Origin of the sequence: Streptomyces sp. NPDC005262 (assembly GCF_042872425.1) — a bacterium.
GTDB lineage: Bacteria > Actinomycetota > Actinomycetes > Streptomycetales > Streptomycetaceae > Streptomyces.
In genome coordinates this window covers 1-18,488 of record NZ_JBIAKK010000001.1, presented here as the reverse complement: position 1 = coordinate 18,488, position 18,488 = coordinate 1, and the positions used below count along the sequence as shown (strand labels likewise).

The 18,488-nt window shown below is 69.7% G+C and carries 15 protein-coding genes; 11 read left to right on the top strand and 4 right to left on the bottom strand.

Annotation, left to right across the window (positions count from 1 at the left end; genetic code table 11):
* Positions 1-31: 31 nt before the first annotated feature.
* Positions 32-988, bottom strand: a complete 957-nt coding sequence (locus ACFYP5_RS00075; protein WP_389030640.1) for an aldo/keto reductase — start codon at positions 986-988, stop codon at positions 32-34.
* A 133-nt stretch (positions 989-1,121) separates the two neighbouring features.
* Here ACFYP5_RS00075 and ACFYP5_RS00070 point away from each other — a divergent pair, with 133 nt between their 5' ends.
* From ACFYP5_RS00070 to ACFYP5_RS00040, 7 genes are all read left to right on the top strand, one after another.
* Positions 1,122-2,072, top strand: a complete 951-nt coding sequence (locus ACFYP5_RS00070) for a 2-hydroxyacid dehydrogenase (protein WP_389028439.1) — start codon at positions 1,122-1,124, stop codon at positions 2,070-2,072.
* Between the two features lie 283 nt (positions 2,073-2,355).
* Complete coding sequence (locus ACFYP5_RS00065) at positions 2,356-5,193, top strand: putative bifunctional diguanylate cyclase/phosphodiesterase (RefSeq protein WP_389030638.1); 2,838 nt, start codon at positions 2,356-2,358, stop codon at positions 5,191-5,193.
* Positions 5,194-5,399: 206 nt separating this feature from the next.
* Positions 5,400-7,256 (top strand): acetolactate synthase large subunit, encoded by a 1,857-nt coding sequence (locus tag ACFYP5_RS00060; protein WP_389028436.1) that lies wholly within the window; start codon positions 5,400-5,402, stop codon positions 7,254-7,256.
* A gap of 22 nt (positions 7,257-7,278) precedes the next feature.
* Positions 7,279-7,806, top strand: a complete 528-nt coding sequence (gene ilvN / locus ACFYP5_RS00055; RefSeq protein WP_389028434.1) for an acetolactate synthase small subunit — start codon at positions 7,279-7,281, stop codon at positions 7,804-7,806.
* Between the two features lie 102 nt (positions 7,807-7,908).
* Positions 7,909-8,910: a ketol-acid reductoisomerase gene (gene ilvC, locus ACFYP5_RS00050; RefSeq protein WP_093772369.1), complete on the top strand. Its 1,002-nt coding sequence runs from the start codon at positions 7,909-7,911 to the stop codon at positions 8,908-8,910.
* 273 nt (positions 8,911-9,183) lie between these two features.
* The gene (serA, locus tag ACFYP5_RS00045) at positions 9,184-10,776 is read left to right on the top strand and encodes a phosphoglycerate dehydrogenase (protein ID WP_030971280.1); all 1,593 of its coding nucleotides are present in this window, start codon (positions 9,184-9,186) and stop codon (positions 10,774-10,776) included.
* 84 nt (positions 10,777-10,860) lie between these two features.
* Entirely contained in the window at positions 10,861-11,445 is a 585-nt protein-coding gene (locus ACFYP5_RS00040) for a TetR/AcrR family transcriptional regulator (RefSeq protein WP_389028430.1), read from the top strand.
* 56 nt (positions 11,446-11,501) lie between these two features.
* On the opposite strand, the gene ACFYP5_RS00035 is transcribed toward ACFYP5_RS00040, so the two are convergent.
* Positions 11,502-12,926 carry a PLP-dependent aminotransferase family protein gene (locus tag ACFYP5_RS00035; RefSeq protein ID WP_389028427.1) on the bottom strand — a complete coding sequence of 475 codons (1,425 nt, stop codon included), beginning with the start codon at positions 12,924-12,926 and terminating at the stop codon, positions 11,502-11,504.
* A gap of 47 nt (positions 12,927-12,973) precedes the next feature.
* Here ACFYP5_RS00035 and ACFYP5_RS00030 point away from each other — a divergent pair, with 47 nt between their 5' ends.
* Positions 12,974-13,456 (top strand): carboxymuconolactone decarboxylase family protein, encoded by a 483-nt coding sequence (locus ACFYP5_RS00030; protein WP_389028424.1) that lies wholly within the window; start codon positions 12,974-12,976, stop codon positions 13,454-13,456.
* Between the two features lie 55 nt (positions 13,457-13,511).
* On the opposite strand, the gene ACFYP5_RS00025 is transcribed toward ACFYP5_RS00030, so the two are convergent.
* Entirely contained in the window at positions 13,512-14,660 is a 1,149-nt protein-coding gene (locus ACFYP5_RS00025; protein WP_389028421.1) for a PucR family transcriptional regulator, read from the bottom strand.
* 181 nt (positions 14,661-14,841) lie between these two features.
* Here ACFYP5_RS00025 and ACFYP5_RS00020 point away from each other — a divergent pair, with 181 nt between their 5' ends.
* Positions 14,842-15,768, top strand: coding sequence for a proline dehydrogenase family protein (locus ACFYP5_RS00020; protein ID WP_389028418.1), 927 nt, complete (start codon positions 14,842-14,844; stop codon positions 15,766-15,768).
* Positions 15,769-15,819: 51 nt separating this feature from the next.
* Positions 15,820-17,451: an L-glutamate gamma-semialdehyde dehydrogenase gene (gene pruA / locus ACFYP5_RS00015; protein ID WP_376252080.1), complete on the top strand. Its 1,632-nt coding sequence runs from the start codon at positions 15,820-15,822 to the stop codon at positions 17,449-17,451.
* 191 nt (positions 17,452-17,642) lie between these two features.
* Here the strand turns inward: pruA and tnpA are convergent, their stop codons facing one another.
* Complete coding sequence (tnpA, locus tag ACFYP5_RS00010) at positions 17,643-18,071, bottom strand: IS200/IS605 family transposase (RefSeq protein WP_389028416.1); 429 nt, start codon at positions 18,069-18,071, stop codon at positions 17,643-17,645.
* A 61-nt stretch (positions 18,072-18,132) separates the two neighbouring features.
* Between tnpA and ACFYP5_RS00005 the strand changes: the two genes are divergently transcribed.
* Positions 18,133-18,488: helix-turn-helix domain-containing protein (locus ACFYP5_RS00005; protein WP_389028414.1), on the top strand; the 356-nt coding region annotated here is incomplete at its 3' end.

The following is an 18,488-nucleotide window of genomic DNA, read 5'->3' as shown; positions in this document are numbered from 1 at the left end:
CGGGTTCCGCATGACCGCCGAGTTTCTTCGCTCAGTCCCACGACCCCAGCGCCCGCGGCAGCCGCGCGATCTCCGCCAGGTCCTGCGCCGTCAGCTCCAGCCCGGCCGCCCCCGCGTTCTCCACCGCCCACCGCTCCCGCTTCGTGCCCGGCACCGGTACCACATGCGGGCCCTGGCGCAGCACCCACGCCAGCGCCACCTGTGCCGGAGTCGCCCCGTGCCGTTCGGCGATCCGCCGCAGCCCCACAACTACGGGCTGGTTCGCCGCCATCATCTCGGCCGTGAACCGCGGATGCCTGGCCCGCAGGTCGTCCGGCTCGAAGCCCTGGCCCGGCGTCAGCGTGCCCGTCAGATAGCCGTTTCCCAGTGGCATCGCCGCCAGCAGCCCCACACCCCGCGCCGCGCACCACGGCAGCAGCGTGTCGAGGGCCTCCGGCGACCACACCGAAAGCTCCGTCTGGACCGCGCTCACCGGAAAGACCTGCTGCACCCGCTCCAGCTGGCGAATCGTTCCGTCATGTATCCGCGCTCCCGGCCGGCGCGAAGCCCGCGCCCCGACCGCGCTCAGCCCCAGCGCACGCACCTTCCCGGCGGTGACCAGCTCCGCCATCGTGCCCCAGGTCTCCTCCACCGGCACCTCGGGATCGGCCCGGTGCAGCTGGTACAGATCGATCACATCGGTCTGCAGCCGCCGCAGCGACGCGTCACAGGCCCGGCGCACGTAGCCGGGACGGCCGTTGGCCACGATGTGCTGATCGCCCACCAGCAGCCCGCACTTGGTGGAGACGAAGGCATCGGCGCGGCGCCCCTTGAGGGCCCGTCCGATCAGCAGCTCGTTGGTGAAGGGGCCGTACATGTCCGCCGTGTCGAGCAGCTGGACGCCCGCGTCGAGCGCGGCGTGCACCGTGCGCAACGCACGGTCACCGTGCTGCTGGGACGCGCTGTACGCCCAGCTCATCGGCATGCAGCCGAGCCCGACCGCACCCACGGCGAGCGCCGCCGCACCGAGACTCCTGCGCTCCAACTCCCCGAACCCTCCCTCGGCCCCGCCGTCACGGGACCCCGCACCGCACCCAAAAGTAACCTCTGCCGTCTCGGGAACTTCGCATAGCCTCCTGACCATGACTTCTACGACGACTTCCGATGTATGGCTGCCGATTCCGGCCGAGGAGATCGACGGGCTCCCCGAGGGTCTCAACTACCGCTTCTGGGACGGCGAGCAGGACTTCCCCGCCGACCCCGCGGACTGCGCCTTCTATGTCGTCCCCTACATGAAGGGGCCGGAGATCGCGGTCCGCCCGCTCGCCGGGATGGGGGCGGTCCAGGTCGTCCAGACGCTCTCTGCGGGCATCGACCATGTCCAGCCGGGGCTCGGGCGGTTGTCCGCCGGGGTGCGGCTGTGCAACGCCAAGGGGGTTCACGAGGCCTCGACGGCGGAGCTCGCCCTCGCTCTGATCCTCGCCTCGCTGCGCGGCTTCCCCGGGTTCGTCCACGGTCAGGACAAGGAGGAGTGGCGGGCCGGCTTCTACCCGGCGCTCGCCGACAAATCCGTCCTGATCGTGGGGTACGGATCGATCGGCGCCGCCATCGATGACCGGCTCGCGCCCTTCGAGTGTGCGCGGGTGGCGCGCGTCGCGCGCTCCGCGCGGACAACAGCACGCGGTCCCGTACACACACTCGACGACCTGCCCGCACTGCTGCGCGAAGCCGACATCGTCATTCTGTCCACCCCGCTGAACCCTTCCACGCAAGGGCTGGTGAGCGCCGACTTCCTCGCCGCGATGCCGGACGGCGCGCTGCTCGTGAACGTCGCCCGCGGCGGCGTCGTGGACACCAAGGCCCTGCTGTCCGAACTCGAGTCCGGGCGGCTGCGCGCGGCACTCGATGTCACCGACCCGGAACCGCTGCCCGCCGGCCACCCCCTCTGGCATGCTCCGAACGTCCTGATCACACCGCATGTGGGCGGCAGCACCTCGGCGTTCCTGCCGCGCGCCAAGCGGCTGCTGGCCGGACAGCTCACCCGGTTCGCCGCGGGGGAGCCGGTGCAGAACGTCGTACTCACCACCGGCTGACCACGCTGCGAATCCGTTCTACTGCGCAGAGTGTCGACAACTGCCCAAGTCGTCACGGAGAGTAGAAGAGCTATGTCCCTGTGTGACGAGTCTGGTGTATCGTCCCGAATGGGGGCTGCGCCGTGGAAGGGACGGCGCGGGGTGGCAGCGGAATGCGAGGGGGGCGACGGGCGATGCAGGGCCGATGGGCGAACGATCCGACGCGGCAGGGCGGTCGACGGAGACCACCTGGGCGCCCATCGCGCCGCGCCCTCACCAGCCCGACAGCATCGGGGACACCTCGGTGAGCGCCCCGGCGAGCGCTCTCGGGGCGTTCTTCTCCCGGCGGTCGACCGCCGGACAGGCGTCCGGGGTGGTCTCGCAGATCCTTCTCGGCCTGGTCTGCGGCGGCTACGCCGTGGGGGCGGCCTTCGGCTGGGGTTCGTCCGAGCTGGCCCTCGTCATGGGCGACTTCGGCCTCAGTGTCGCTGCCCTGATCGCGGCCGTCTCCTGCTTCCTCTACGCGCGCTTCGCGTGCGACCGGTTCCGGCCCGCCTGGCTGCTGTTCTCGCTCTCCTCGCTGATGGCCGCCGGAGGGAACGCCGTCTGGGGCTGGTACGAGGTCGTGCTCGGTGTCGACGTGCCCAGCCCGTCGTCGGCCGACGTCTTCTTCCTCTGCTTCGCGCCCCCCGCCATCGTCGGGCTGCTCGTTCTCGCCAAGCGGCCTGTCACCAGGGCCGGTTGGTTCTGTCTGGTGCTGGACTCCTGGCTGATCGGCGGATCGCTCCTCACGCTCTCCTGGAGCCTGGCGCTCGCCCACACGGCGCATCTCGCCGACACCGAGGGGGCGAGCGTGGCCCGCGCGGCGCTCTCGCTGGCCTATCCGCTGCTCGACATCGTGCTGGTCTCCATGGTGCTAGCCCTGCACTTCCGGCGGGCCAACGTGAATCGCGCCGCGGTGAACACGGCCATCGCCGCCCTCGCTCTGACGGTCCTCTGCGACGCGCTGTTCACCTCGCCGCTGCTCCGCCAGACCTACCACTCCGGCCAGTTGCTGGACGCCGGCTGGTTCGCCGGTTCGCTGCTCCTCGCCTACGCCCCCTGGGGCGCGAACCGGCCAGGCGACAACGCTGTCGAGCAGCGCCCGGCCCCGCGCACCACCAGCCGTCCGATCGCCGGTTCACTGGCCGCGCTCACGCCGTATCTCGCCGCGGCCGTCTGCACCCTCGGCATTCTCTACAACGTCATCGAGGGCCGCCGGCTGGACCGCGTCGTGGTCTTCACCGGCTGCATGGTGGTGCTCGCCCTGGTCGTACGGCAGGGCATCATGCTCGTCGACAACATCGCGCTCACCCAGGAGCTGGCGCAGAAGGAGAACCACTTCCGCTCCCTGGTCCAGGGGTCCAGCGACGTCATCATGATCGCCGCCCCCACCGGCATACTCCGGTACGTCAGCCCCGCCGCCGCCGGTGTCTACGGGCGGGAGGCCGACGATCTCATCGGTGCCGAGCTCGCCTCGATCATCCATCCCGAGGATCTGGGGCGCGTGGTCCACGAAGTGCGGCGGTTTCTGGCCGCGCCGCCCAGCGAGGAACCCACCACCCGGATCGAGTGCCGGTTCAGATCCGGCACCGGTGACTGGCTGAACGTCGAGTCCACCGTCAACCGCCACCAGGGCGGGCTGATCCTCAACAGCCGGGACGTGACCGAACGGGTCAGGCTGCAGGCCCAGTTGCAGCACAACGCGGAGCACGACCCGCTCACCGACCTGCCCAACCGCTCCCTGTTCACCGACCGGGTCCGTCAGGCTCTCGGCGGCCGCCGCTCCGGTGACCCCGGTACCGCGGTGCTCTTCATCGACCTCGACGGCTTCAAGGCGGTCAACGACCGTCTCGGCCACCAGGCGGGCGACGAGCTGCTCGTCCAGGCCGCCCGCCGCCTCCAGGAGTCCGTGCGGGCCGGGGACACGGCGGCCCGCCTCGGCGGCGACGAGTTCGCGGCGCTCATCCTCGGAGACGGGACGCACGACCAGAGCGCCCGGGAGTACCAGATCCACGAGATCGCCGACCGGCTGCGCCTCGCGCTCTCCCAGCCGTACCGGATCGGCGGCGGCGAGGTCCGCGTCGCCGCCTCCATCGGGGTCGCCTTCGCCGAGCCCGCCATCACCCCCACCGACCTCATGCGCAACGCCGACCTCGCCATGTACCGCGCCAAGGCGGCAGGCAAGGACCGCGTCGAGCTGTACGCTCCGCAGATGCAGGCCGAAGTGGTACGCCGGTCCGAGCTGGCGGCCCGGCTGCGCACCGCCCTGCGGGACGGCGAGTTCGCCCTGCTCCACCAGCCCGTGGTCCATCTAGCCACCGGCACCGTCGCCGCTGTCGCGGCCCAGGCCCGCTGGCGCTCCGCGCAGGGAATCCTGTTCACCCCCGCCGAGTTCCTCCGCGTCGCCGAGGACGGCGACCGCACCGCGGAGCTCGGCCGCTGGCTCCTCGAAGAGGCCGTCGAGCAGGCCGCCGACCGGGCCAGGGCCGGACACCAGGTCGCCGTGGCCGTCCGGCTGTCCGCCCGCAGGCTGCTGGACGGGGCGATGCCGTTCGGCTCCGTGGAGGCGCTTCTCACCCGGCACGGCCTGCCCTCGGGGGCGCTGATGATCGAGGTTTCCGACAACGACCCCCGGGTCTCCGTCGACGAGCTCGAACAGCGTCTCGTCGGGCTGCGCCGGCTCGGCGTGCGGATCGCGCTCGACGGCTTCGGCAGCGGCTACGCCGCGATCAACGCGCTGCGCCGACTCCCCATCGACGTACTGAAACTGGACCGTGGTCTCGTCGAGGGAGTCGTGGAGTCGGCCCGTCTGCACAAGATCACCAGTGGGCTGCTGAGGATCGCCTGCGACCTCGGCCTGCAGTCGGTGGCCGACGGGGTCGACGTGCCGGAACAGGTCCTCGCGCTGCGCGCCATGGGCTGTACGCACGGCCAGGGGATGGCCTTCTCCGGGCCGCTGGACGAGTACCGTCTGCGCCGCACGCTGGTGCGCGGCGAGTTCCCGGTGCCCGGCGGCCCCACCGCTCAGCCCGTCCTGACAGGCGGCTCGATTCCGCTGCTCAGCGGACCACATTCTGAGATGCCTATCCCACCTACTTGACACGCTGTGCGCGTCGGAGAGAGGGTCAATGCCATGCGCACCCGAATTCTCGTACTTGGAAAGCGCGTCGGCTGAAGCAGAGTCCCTTGTTGGCACTCCGCAGACCGCACCGGCGCGCTCCCCTCGCTTGCCTCACGGCACGAGGGGTTTTTTGTTGCACTGGCACACCTCAAAACCCCGCAAAAACCCTCAGCTTCGAGAAGAGAATGCCGATGACCGAGCAGGCCACCGGGGCCCATCATCCCCAGCCGCGGGCCCGTAACGGCGGATCGTCCTCCGCCACCGTTGAGCACGTCACGGGTGCGCAGTCCCTCATCCGGTCTCTTGAGGAGGTGGGGGCCGACACGGTATTCGGCATTCCCGGCGGCGCCATCCTTCCGGCGTACGACCCGATGATGGACTCCACCCGGGTCCGTCATGTGCTGGTCCGTCACGAGCAGGGTGCCGGACACGCCGCCACCGGCTACGCGCAGGCCACCGGCAAGGTCGGTGTCTGCATGGCCACCTCCGGTCCGGGCGCCACCAACCTGGTCACGCCGATCGCCGACGCGCACATGGACTCCGTCCCGCTGGTCGCGATCACCGGCCAGGTCGCCTCCAAGGCGATCGGCACGGACGCGTTCCAGGAAGCCGACATCTGCGGCATCACGATGCCGGTCACCAAGCACAACTTCCTGGTCACCCGGGCCGAGGACATCCCGCACACGATCGCCGAGGCCTTCCACATCGCCTCCACCGGCCGTCCGGGCCCCGTCCTCGTCGACATCGCCAAGGACGCCCTGCAGGCGCAGACCACGTTCAGCTGGCCGCCGACCCAGGACCTGCCCGGCTACCGTCCGGTCACCAAGCCGCACGCCAGGCAGATCCGTGAGGCCGCCAAGCTCATCACCCAGGCCAAGCGGCCGGTGCTGTACGTCGGCGGCGGCGTCATGAAGGCCGGGGCGACCGCCGAGCTGAAGGTCCTCGCCGAGCTCACCGGAGCGCCCGTCACCACCACCCTGATGGCGCTCGGTTCGTTCCCCGACAGCCACCCGCTGCACGTGGGAATGCCGGGCATGCACGGTTCGGTCACCGCCGTCACCGCGCTGCAGAAGGCCGACCTGATCGTCGCCCTCGGAGCCCGCTTCGACGACCGCGTCACCGGCAAGCTGGACAGCTTCGCCCCGTACGCCAAGATCGTCCACGCCGACATCGACCCGGCGGAGATCGGCAAGAACCGCACTGCCGACGTGCCGATCGTCGGTGACGCCCGCGAGGTCATCGCCGACCTCGTCCAGGCCGTCCAGGCCGAGCACACCGAGGGACACACCGGCGACTACTCCGCCTGGTGGAAGGACCTCAACCGCTGGCGAGACACCTACCCGGTCGGCTACGACCTCCCCGAGGACGGCAGCCTCTCCCCGCAGCAGGTCATCCAGCGCATCGGCGAGCTCGCCCCCGAGAACACGATCTTCGCGGCGGGCGTCGGCCAGCACCAGATGTGGGCCTCGCACTTCATCCAGTACGAGCAGCCCGCCACCTGGCTGAACTCCGGCGGCGCCGGAACGATGGGTTACGCGGTCCCGGCCGCCATGGGCGCCAAGGCCGGCATGCCGGACCGTACGGTCTGGGCGATCGACGGCGACGGCTGCTTCCAGATGACCAATCAGGAACTCACCACCTGCGCGCTCAACAACATCCCGATCAAGGTCGCGATCATCAACAACGGCGCGCTCGGGATGGTCCGTCAGTGGCAGACGCTGTTCTACAACCAGCGCTACTCCCACACGGTGCTGCACTCCGGCGCCGACACCGAGGGCGCCCCGGCGAAGGGCACCCGCGTCCCGGACTTCGTCAAGCTGTCCGAGGCGATGGGCTGCTACGCGATCCGCTGTGAGGACCCGGCCGATCTGGACAAGGTCATCGCGGAGGCCAACGCGATCAACGACCGCCCGGTCGTGATCGACTTCATCGTCCACGAGGACGCCATGGTGTGGCCGATGGTCGCCGCCGGTACCTCCAACGACGAGGTCATGGCCGCCCGTGGCGTCCGCCCCGACTTCGGCGACAACGAAGACGACTGAGAGACAGAGAGAGACCGACTCCATGTCCACCAAGCACACGCTCTCCGTCCTGGTCGAGAACAAGCCCGGTGTCCTCGCCCGGATCACGGCCCTGTTCTCCCGACGCGGCTTCAACATCGACTCGCTCGCGGTCGGTACCACCGAGCACCCCGACATCTCGCGCATCACCATCGTCGTGGGTGTCGAGGAACTGCCCCTCGAGCAGGTGACCAAGCAGCTCAACAAGCTGGTCAACGTACTGAAGATCGTCGAACTCGAGCCGTCCGCTGCGATCCAGCGTGAGCTCGTCCTGGTGAAGGTCCGCGCAGACAACGAGACCCGCTCCCAGATCGTCGAGATCGTCAAGCTGTTCCGTGCCAAGACCGTGGACGTCTCCCCGGACGCCGTCACGATCGAGGCGACCGGCGGCGCCGACAAGCTGGAAGCCATGCTCAAGATGCTGGAGCAGTACGGCATCAAGGAGCTCGTCCAGTCCGGCACCATCGCCATAGGGCGCGGCGCGCGCTCGATCACCGACCGTTCGCTGCGCGCCCTCGACCGTACGGCCTAGTCGCCACCCCTCTCGCCGCTCGTATGGCGAGACCCGAAAACGTAATTGACGCACCCCGCCGTACGGTGGGACGCAACACCTGCACACCAAGGAGAAGACCCAGTGGCCGAGCTGTTCTACGACGACGATGCCGACCTGTCCATCATCCAGGGCCGCAAGGTCGCGGTCATCGGCTACGGCAGCCAGGGCCACGCCCACGCGCTGTCGCTGCGTGACTCGGGTGTCGACGTCCGTGTCGGTCTGCACGAGGGCTCCAAGTCCAAGGCCAAGGCCGAGGAGCAGGGCCTGCGCGTGGTGACCCCGGCGGAGGCCGCCGCCGAGGCCGACGTCATCATGATCCTCGTCCCGGACCCGATCCAGGCCCAGGTCTACGAGGAGTCCATCAAGGACAACCTCAAGGACGGCGACGCGCTGTTCTTCGGTCACGGCCTGAACATCCGGTTCGACTTCATCAAGCCGCCGGCCAACGTCGACGTCTGCATGGTCGCCCCGAAGGGCCCGGGTCACCTGGTCCGCCGTCAGTACGAGGAGGGTCGCGGCGTTCCGTGCATCGTGGCCGTCGAGCAGGACGCCTCGGGCAACGGCCTGGCGCTCGCCCTGTCGTACGCGAAGGGCATCGGTGGCACCCGCGCCGGCGTCATCAAGACGACCTTCACCGAGGAGACCGAGACCGACCTGTTCGGTGAGCAGGCCGTCCTCTGCGGTGGCACCGCCGCTCTGGTCAAGGCCGGTTTCGAGACCCTGACCGAGGCCGGTTACCAGCCGGAGATCGCCTACTTCGAGTGCCTCCACGAGCTGAAGCTCATCGTCGACCTGATGTACGAGGGCGGCCTGGAGAAGATGCGCTGGTCGATCTCGGAGACCGCCGAGTGGGGCGACTACGTGACCGGCCCGCGGATCATCACGGACGCCACCAAGGCCGAGATGAAGAAGGTCCTCGCCGAGATCCAGGACGGCACCTTCGCCAAGAACTGGATGGCTGAGTACCACAACGGTCTGCCCAAGTACAACGAGTACAAGAAGGCCGACAGCGACCACCTGCTGGAGACCACCGGCCGTGAGCTGCGCAAGCTCATGAGCTGGGTGAACGACGAGGACGCGTAAGTTCTCAGCCGCGGGGCGGGTCTTCGGACCCGCCCCGCGGCGCATCCCCCGCATCACCGCTGGAAGAAGGCGGCGCCGTACGTGTGTACAAGTCGTCCAGCCCCATGTGGGTGATCCTTCCATCGGGGCGCAGAATGCGCCCTCGCGCATGACTACACTTCTCCACACATACACGCGTCAGGCCCACAGTGTCGTGCGTCTTCCACGCGGCAAGCCCCTCCACCGCCTGCGGCCGTCGGGACGGCCGTCCGCACTGGACTTGTGAGGACTCACGTGAGCTCGAAACCTGTCGTACTCATCGCTGAAGAGCTGTCGCCTGCCACGGTTGACGCCCTGGGACCGGATTTCGACATCCGGCACTGCAACGGCGCGGACCGCGCCGAACTCCTCCCCGCGATCGCCGATGTCGACGCCATCCTGGTGCGCTCCGCCACCAAGGTCGATGCCGAGGCCGTCGCCGCCGCGAAGAAGCTGAAGGTCGTCGCCCGCGCGGGCGTCGGTCTGGACAACGTCGACGTGTCCGCGGCCACCAAGGCCGGCGTGATGGTCGTCAACGCCCCGACGTCCAACATCGTCACCGCCGCCGAGCTGGCCTGCGGTCTGCTCGTCGCCACCGCACGCAACATCCCGCAGGCCAACACCGCCCTCAAGAACGGCGAGTGGAAGCGGTCCAAGTACACCGGCGTCGAGCTGAGCGAGAAGACGCTCGGTGTCGTCGGCCTCGGCCGTATCGGCGTGCTGGTCGCGCAGCGCATGTCGGCTTTCGGCATGAAGATCGTCGCGTACGACCCCTATGTGCAGCCGGCCCGCGCCGCGCAGATGGGCGTCAAGCTCCTCACGCTGGACGAGCTCCTGGAAGTCTCCGACTTCATCACCGTGCACCTGCCGAAGACCCCCGAGACGCTCGGCCTGATCGGCGACGAGGCGCTGCACAAGGTGAAGCCCTCGGTGCGGATCGTCAATGCCGCGCGCGGTGGCATCGTCGACGAGGAGGCGCTCGCCTCCGCCCTCAAGGAGGGCCGTGTCGCCGGCGCCGGTCTCGACGTGTACGCGAAGGAGCCCTGCACGGACTCCCCGCTGTTCCAGTTCGACCAGGTCGTCTGCACCCCGCACCTCGGCGCCTCCACCGACGAGGCGCAGGAGAAGGCGGGCATCGCGGTCGCCAAGTCCGTCCGCCTCGCGCTCGCCGGTGAACTCGTGCCGGATGCGGTCAACGTACAAGGCGGCGTCATCGCCGAGGACGTACGTCCCGGCCTGCCGCTCGCCGAGAAGCTCGGCCGGATCTTCACCGCACTCGCGGGCGAGGTCGCGGCCCGCCTCGACGTCGAGGTGTACGGCGAGATCACCCAGCACGACGTCAAGGTGCTCGAACTCTCCGCGCTGAAGGGCGTCTTCGAGGACGTCGTCGACGAGACGGTGTCCTACGTCAACGCCCCGCTCTTCGCGCAGGAGCGCGGTGTCGAGGTTCGCCTCACCACGAGCTCCGAGTCGCCGGACCACCGCAACGTGGTGACGGTCCGCGGCACGCTGGCGAGCGGCGAGGAGGTCGCGGTCTCCGGCACGCTGGCCGGGCCCAAGCACCTTCAGAAGATCGTCGCGATCGGTGAGCACGATGTGGACCTGGCGCTCGCCGACCACATGGTCGTCCTGCGGTACGAGGACCGTCCCGGTGTCGTCGGCGCGGTCGGCAAGATTCTCGGCGAGGCCGGTCTCAACATCGCCGGCATGCAGGTCTCGCGGGCGGCCGCGGGCGGCGAGGCGCTGGTCGTCCTCACCGTCGACGACGACGTCCCGGCAGCGGTCCTGAGCGAGATCGCCGAGGAGATCGGCGCTGCCTCGGCCCGCTCGGTGAACCTCACCGACTGATCGCGGATTCCGTGCAGGCCGGCGTACCCGGCATGTAGACGTGCGTCTTACACAAACGTCTGCATGCCGGGTACGCTGCTTTTCATGGGACACCGTGAGGATCTGCTCGAAGGCGCCAAGCGCTGCCTGCTGGAGAAGGGGTACGCCCGGACGACGGCTCGCGACATCGTCGCGGCCTCCGGTACCAACCTCGCCTCCATCGGTTACCACTACGGCTCGAAGGAGGCCCTGCTCAATCTCGCCTTCCTCAAGGTGACGGAGGAGTGGGGTGAGCTGCTCACCAAGCAGCCGGAGGCCGGGCGCGGCGACGGTCCCCCCGAGGCGCCTCTCGACCAGTTCCGCGACGTCTGGGAACGGGTGATCGGCAGCTACGAACGGACACGTGCCGTCTGGCAGCTCCAGATGGAGGTCGTGTCCCGGGTCGACTCCGACCCCGAGCTGCAGAAGGCCCTGGCGGGCCCGCAGCGCGAAGGCCGGAACGGACTCGCCGAGAACATGCTGGGCATCGACCCGGAGAGCGACCCTGAACGGGCGCGGGTCGCCGGGCTGTTCTGCCAGGCGCTGCTGGCAGGCGTGATGGTGCAGTGGATGATCGACCGCGACTCGGCGCCGTCGGCGCAGGACCTGACGGATGGGCTGAAGGCGGTGCTCGAGGGACGGGTGTCGTAGGCAATCACGGGGCCGCGGGAGTCCTCCATCGCCGGACGGGCTGAGAGGTGCTCCGGTCAGTCGCCGGGCGGTGGCAGGGCCCGGCACAACGCCTCCAGGGCCGCGCCGTAGGCATGGTCCGGTGGCGTCGCATAGCCCACGACCAGGCCGTCCTCGGCGGGCATGGTGGCGGCCGGATGACGGAAGTCGGCGAGCGGGTCCAGGCCGAGGCCCTGCCAGGCGGCGGCCTTGACGGTGGAGCGTTCGGTGCCGGGCGGCAGCCGCAGTACGGCGTGCAGTCCGGCGGCGATGCCGGTGGGCGTGATGTGCGGGGCGTGCGCGGCCAGGGCGGCGACCAGCTGGTCACGGCGGTGCCGGTAGCGCTGCCGCATCCGGCGGATGTGCCGGTCGTAATGGCCGGATTCGACGAAGTCGGCGAGCGCGAGCTGGTCCAGGACGCTCGCCCAGCCCTCGCGTTCCCCCTTGGCTGCCAGCACGGCACCGACGAGGTGCTCGGGCAGCACCATCCAGCCCAGGCGAATGGCGGGGGACAGGCTCTTGCTGACCGAGCCGAGGTGGACGACCCGGTCGGGTCCGAGGCCCTGGACGGCACCCACCGGTTCGCGGTCGTAACGGAACTCCCCGTCGTAGTCGTCCTCCAGGACCAGACCGCCACGGGTACGGGCCCAGTCGACCACGGCCGCACGCCGCTCCGGGTGCAGCGGACCGCCCGTCGGGAACTGGTGGGCCGGGGTGAGCAGCACACTCCGTACGCCCGGCAGTCCGGTCAACTCGCCGATGCGGGCCCCGTGTTCGTCGAGCGCCAGCGGGACCGTACGGACCCCGGCGGCGGCCAGCAGCGAACGGTGGAAACCGAGCCCGTACGACTCCACCGCCAGCGGGCCGCGCAGCACGCCGCCGCCGAACAGCAGCCGGAGGGCGTGCGCGAAGCCGGAGCAGATCACGATCCGTTCGGGGGAGCAGTGCACCCCGCGGACGCGTGCCAGATAGCCGGACAACGCGCGGCGCAGCTCGATGCGGCCCTGTGGGTCACCGGGGCCGAAGGCGTCGTTCGGCGCGGCGTTCACTGCGCGGCGGGAGGCCGCGAGCCATGCGGTACGGGGGAAGGACGCGGCGTCCGGCTGCCCTTGACGAAGGTTGTGCACGGGCGGGGCCGGGCGGGACGGCGCCTTCTTCGGGATCCGGGCGGGGGCGGCGGCAGCGGCGCGGTGCGCGACCTGGGTGCCGGACCCCTGACGGGCGGTCAGCCAGCCTTCGGCGACCAGTTCGGCGTAGGCGTCGGCGACGGTGTTACGGGCCAGGCCGAGGTCGGCGGCGAGCGAACGGTAGGGCGGCAGCCGGGTGCCGGGCGGCAGTCGTCCCGCCCGGACCGCGTCTCGCAGCGCGCGGATGAGAACGGCCCGGCGACTGCCCGGACCCGCCAGCTCCAGCAGCAGGTCACTGCCGATCCGCTCCGCCGAATTGACCCATGATTCCGACATCGGAATGCACCCTACGTGAGGTCGCCCTGCTCCGTAGCGTAGTGGTCATGACGAACACCGAAGCAGTCACCCGAACCGCCCGAGTCGACTTCGCCAAGGCCGCCCCGAAGGCGTTCAAGGCCCTCATCGGCTTCGACGCCGCCGCGCGGCAGGTCCTGGACCCTTCGCTCGTCGAACTGGTCCAGATCCGGTCCTCCCAGCTCAACGGGTGCGCGTACTGCCTGCACATGCACACCAAGGACGCCCGCAAAGCGGGTGAGAGCGAGGAGCGGCTGCACATGGTCGCCGTCTGGCCGGAGGCCGCTCACTTCTTCACGGAGAAGGAACGGGCGGCACTCGCGCTCACCGAGGCCGTCACCCTGGTCTCCCGCGGCGGCGTCCCGGACGACGTCTACGCCCGCGCGGCGGCCCACTTCGACGAGCCCGAGCTGGCCGGGCTGCTGGCCCTGATCTTCACCATCAACACCTGGAACCGCATCGCTCTGAGCACCGCGAAGGTGGCCGGCACGGACGAGCGGGTGGCCCGCTGAACGGCGGCGCTCTCCGGTCTCGCCCCAGGGGGTGTCCGCCGAGGATGTCCAGCCCTCAGAGCCGCGCCCTCTTCAGGGCCAGGTGCAGCAGCAGCCGGTCCTCGCCGTCGTTGAGATCCAGACCGGTGAGCTGCTCGACCCGGGACAGCCGGTAGTACAGCGTCTGGCGGTGGATGCCGAGTTGGGCCGCCGTGCGGCTCGCCTGGCCCGCGCAGTCGAGGAACACCTCGGCGGTGCGGGCCAGGTCCGTGTGCGGTGGGGTGAGCAGGGGGCGCACCGCGGGGTCCGGAGTGGTGTCCGCCGTCGGGGGGAGTGCGGTCAGCAGGCGGTAGGGGCCGATGGCCGACCAGTCGGCGACCGGGCCGAAGCGCGATTCCGCGGCCGCCGCGCGGGCCGCCGCCGAGGCCTCGTGCCACGCCGCGGCCAGCTCCGGCAGGCCCCGGCGCGGGACCGCGACCCCGGCCGTGGCGGTCCGTCCCGCGGTGGTGCGCAGCCGGTCCGCCGCCGCTGTCGCCGGGTCCAGTACGTCGGGGGAGCGCAGCCGGATCAGCGCGGCCAGCGACAGGGTGCCCGCCCCCGCCGGCGACGGGATCGTGGACAGCGCCGCCGCGGACGGCACCGTACGGGCCGACGGGGTCTCGTCCGGCCACGGGGTCACACAGACCACCGTGTGCAGCCCGTCCGCGTCCGGGCCCAGCGCCTCCCGCAGCGCGGCGACCGCCATGTCGCGCTGCCAGCCCCGGCCGGCCGTCAGCACCGCTCCGAACTCCCGGGACAGATCCGCGCCGGCCCGCGCCTCGTCGGAGAGCAGCGCCCCGATCCTGGCCGCCACCTCCATCGCCGCGGTCAGCTGTCCGTCGGTCGGCCCGGGATCCGCGTCGAGCAGCCACACGTAGCCGAGCACGACGCCCCGATGGCGTACCGGCAGGCAGATCCGGCCGCGGAACACCCCGGCCTCCGGAGCGGCGGGGATACGGACCGGGCCGGTTGCGCGGGCGATGCCGAAGCCCTCGAACCAGGCGCGGACCGCGGGCGTGGAGCGACGGGTGAGGATCGACCGGGTGCGGACCGGGTCCATCGCCGTGTCGTCGTCGCTGTCGTGCGCCCCGAAGGCGACCAGGCCGAAGTCCCGGTTCTCCAGTGTCGCGGGGGCGCCGAGCAGCGCGGAGATCTCGTCGACCAGCTCCTGGTAATCGCCCTTCACCCGACCATTCTCCCACCCCTTCAGACATATGTCTGAGATCCAGGACATGGATGCGTGACAGCTGTCGATGGCACAGGATCGGAGGGATCCTTAGATTTCACGGTGGTTCTCCGTGCTGTACCGGTCTGATTCAGTTCCTGCCGGTACGGCCTCGTTCATAACTTTCCGTTGGAGGTGCCCCGTGCTGGCTCCCGTGATCCTCGCTGCGTCGCGCAGTGACAAGATGCGCCGTTTCATTTCGGCCGCTCCGGGGACCAAGCAGGTCGTCGACCGGTTCATCGCCGGCGAGACGGTCGAGCAGGTCGTCCCGATCATCAAGGACGCCACCGGGAAGGGCCTCGAGGTCACCCTCGACGTCGTCGGCGAGGACATCACGACGCCCGAGCAGGCCACCGCCGCGCGCGACGCGTACCTGGAGCTGATGGACCGCCTGAAGGACCTCGGCCTGGGCACCAGGGCCGAGATGTCCATCAAGCTTTCGATGTTCGGCCAGGCGCTGGAGGGCGGCCACGAGATGGCGCTCGCCAACGTCCGCCCGGTCGTCGAGGCCGCCGCCGTGATCGGCACCACGGTCACCCTGGACGCCGAGGACCACACCACCCTCGACTCGATGTTCGCCATCCACGAGGAGCTGCGGAAGGACTTCCCGCAGACCGGCTGTGTCATCCAGGCCTACCTGTTCCGCACCGAGGACGACGCCCGCCGCCTCGCCGCCGCGGGCAGCCGCGTCCGCATCGTGAAGGGCGCCTACAAGGAGCCCGCCTCCGTGGCGTACCAGGACAAGGCCGAGATCGACAAGGCGTACGTCCGCATCCTGAAGACCCTCATGGAGGGCGAGGGCTACCCGATGATCGGGTCCCACGACCCGAGGCTCATCGCCATCGCGCAGGAGCTCGCCCGCAAGGCCGGGCGCAAACTGGACGAGTACGAGTTCCAGATGCTCTACGGGATCCGCAGCGACGAGCACATCCGGCTCGCGGCCGAGGGCCACCGGATGCGTGTCTACACCGCGTACGGCACCGACTGGTACGGCTACTTCATGCGCCGCCTCGCGGAGAAGCCGGCCAACCTGCTGTTCTTCGCCCGCTCCATCCTCACCAAGGGCTGACCCGCCCGCCCCGCTGCCCCCACCCCGCTGAAGCAAGGAGACAAGGCACTCATGGACGCTGTGACCCAGGTCCCCGCGCCGGTCAACGAGCCGGTCCACTCCTACGCCCCGGGTTCCCCGGAGCGCGCCCGTCTGGAGGCGAAGCTCAAGGAGCTCGCCGAGAACCCGATCGACCTGCCGATGACCATCGGCGGCGAGAAGCGGATGGGTGGCGGCGAGCGTTTCGACGTCGTACAGCCGCACAACCACAAGGCCGTCATCGGTACGTTCGCCGGCGCCACCGAGCAGGACGCCCGGGACGCGATCGACGCCGCCCTCGACGCCGCCCCGGCGTGGCGTGCGATGTCGTTCGACGACCGCGCCGCGATCATCCTGCGCGCCGCCGAGCTGCTGTCGGGCCCCTGGCGCGAGACGCTGGCCGCCTCGACCATGCTCGGCCAGTCGAAGACCGCCCAGCAGGCCGAGATCGACACCCCGTGCGAGCTCGTCGACTTCTGGCGCTTCAACGTGCACTACGCGCGCCAGATCCTGGCCGAGCAGCCCCCGGCCAACTCCCCGGGTGTGTGGAACCGCATGGACCACCGCCCGCTGGAGGGCTTCGTCTACGCGATCACGCCGTTCAACTTCACGGCCATCGCGGGCAACCTGCCCACCGCCCCCGCTCTCATGGGCAACGTCGTGGTGTGGAAGCCCTCCCCGACGCAGACCCACTCCGCCGTGCTGCTGATGCAGCTCCTGGAGGAGGCCGGCCTGCCCAAGGGCGTCATCAACCTGGTGACCGGCGACGGCATCGCCGTCTCCGAGGTCGCCCTGAACCACCGCGACCTGGCCGGTATCCACTTCACCGGCTCGACCCCGACCTTCCAGCACCTGTGGAAGACGGTCGGCAACAACATCGCCAACTACCGCACGTACCCGCGTCTGGTCGGCGAGACCGGCGGCAAGGACTTCGTCGTCGCGCACCCCAGCGCCGACCGCGCCGTCCTGAAGACCGCGCTGACCCGTGGCTCCTTCGAGTTCCAGGGCCAGAAGTGCTCGGCCTCCTCCCGGGCGTACGTCCCGGCCTCCATCTGGAACTCCGGCTTCAAGGAGGAGTTCGCGGCCGAGGTCGACTCCATCACCATGGGTGACGTCACGGATCTGTCGAACTTCATCGGCGCCGTCATCGACGAGCGCGCGTTCGCCAAGAACAAGGCAGCGATCGACCGGGCCGAGGCCGACGCGTCCTGCACCGTCGTCGCGGGTGGCACGTACGACGACTCGGTCGGCTACTTCGTCCGTCCGACGGTCATCGAGTGCGCCGACCCGGCCAACGAGGTCTTCACGACCGAGTACTTCGGCCCGATCCTCGCGGTCCACGTGTACGAGGACGACAAGTACGACGAGATGCTGGAGCAGATGGAGTCGGTCTCCGACTACGCGCTGACCGGCTCGGTCATCTCGGGCGACCGTGCCGCGGCCGCGTACACGATGGAGAAGCTCCGCTACGCCGCGGGCAACTTCTACATCAACGACAAGTCGACCGGTGCCGTCGTCGGCCAGCAGCCCTTCGGCGGCGGCCGTGCCTCGGGTACGAACGACAAGGCGGGCGCCCCGCAGAACCTGCAGCGCTGGACGCTGACCCGCGCCATCAAGGAGACGCTGGTCCCGCCGACCGACTACACCTACCCCCATCAGGGCTGACGCCCTCCGGGGTGCGGCACACCCGCACCCCGCCACAGATCCCGCCCCCGTCCGGCTCCCCCAGCCGGACGGGGGCGGATTCCATCCCCTGATCTTCGCAGGGAATCCCGGCCTTCAGGCCGGGCGGGAATGCGATCTTGGGCCCGAAGCCGCGAAGCGGCGGAGTTCCCTGCGAGGACTGGCGCGAAGCGCTAGACCGGGCGTTTCTGGTTCTCGATGTACTCCTTGACGATGCTCGACGGTGCGCCCCCGCAGGAGCCCGCGAAGTACGAGGGCGACCAGAGGACGGACCCCGTGCCGATCCGGTTGATCCGGCCGGTGTACTCGGCCCGCAGATACCGGGAGCTGACGCCCTTGAGACTGTTCACCAGCTTGGAAAGGGCAACCTTCGGCGGGTAGTGCACGAGCAGGTGGACGTGGTCGCCCTCCCCGTTGAACTCGCGAAGCTCGGCCTCGAAGGATCGGCACACGTCCCGCATGATCGCTTCGCAGCGCGTCAGTATCTCGTCATCGAAGACGCCACGGCGGTACTTGGTGACAAACACCAAGTGGACGTGCAGGTTGTAGATGACATGGTTTCCTCGAAGGATATCGGGATCCGGTTCCCAGCGCGGTGACATCCACCAAATCTGACACATGGTAAGTTGATCTCCGAGCCCGGCCGAAAAGGGGGGTGGGCTGATGATCCGCGCGTACAAGTTCCTCATGAGGCCCACCGTGGGCCAGGCCCAAGACCTCGCCGAGATGTTGCGGGATCACTGCTCGCTCTACAACGGAGCCTTGCAGGAGCGCCGTGACGCCTACCGGCACCTCTCGAAGACCTCGGTCAAGTACGGGATGCAGTCCGCTCAGCTGAAGGACATCCGTGCCTTCGATCCGGATCGTCAGGGCCGCTGGTCGTTCTCCAGTCAGCAGGCCACCCTGCGGCGTCTCGACAAGGCCTTCCAGGCGTTCTTCCGGCGGATCAAGTCCGGTGACGCCCCCGGCCACCCGAGGTTCCGGGGCGTCAACTGGTTCGACACGGTTGAGTTTCCGAA

Coding starts and splice junctions, on each gene's coding strand:
- tnpA (WP_389028416.1), bottom strand. CDS start 18,071: ATGTCACCGCGCTGGGAACCGGATCCCGATATCCTTCGAGGAAACCAT.
- ACFYP5_RS00035 (WP_389028427.1), bottom strand. CDS start 12,926: ATGTCGGAATCATGGGTCAATTCGGCGGAGCGGATCGGCAGTGACCTG.
- pruA (WP_376252080.1), top strand. CDS start 15,820: ATGGACGCTGTGACCCAGGTCCCCGCGCCGGTCAACGAGCCGGTCCAC.
- ACFYP5_RS00060 (WP_389028436.1), top strand. CDS start 5,400: ATGCCGATGACCGAGCAGGCCACCGGGGCCCATCATCCCCAGCCGCGG.
- ilvN (WP_389028434.1), top strand. CDS start 7,279: ATGTCCACCAAGCACACGCTCTCCGTCCTGGTCGAGAACAAGCCCGGT.
- ACFYP5_RS00070 (WP_389028439.1), top strand. CDS start 1,122: ATGACTTCTACGACGACTTCCGATGTATGGCTGCCGATTCCGGCCGAG.
- ACFYP5_RS00030 (WP_389028424.1), top strand. CDS start 12,974: ATGACGAACACCGAAGCAGTCACCCGAACCGCCCGAGTCGACTTCGCC.
- ACFYP5_RS00040 (WP_389028430.1), top strand. CDS start 10,861: ATGGGACACCGTGAGGATCTGCTCGAAGGCGCCAAGCGCTGCCTGCTG.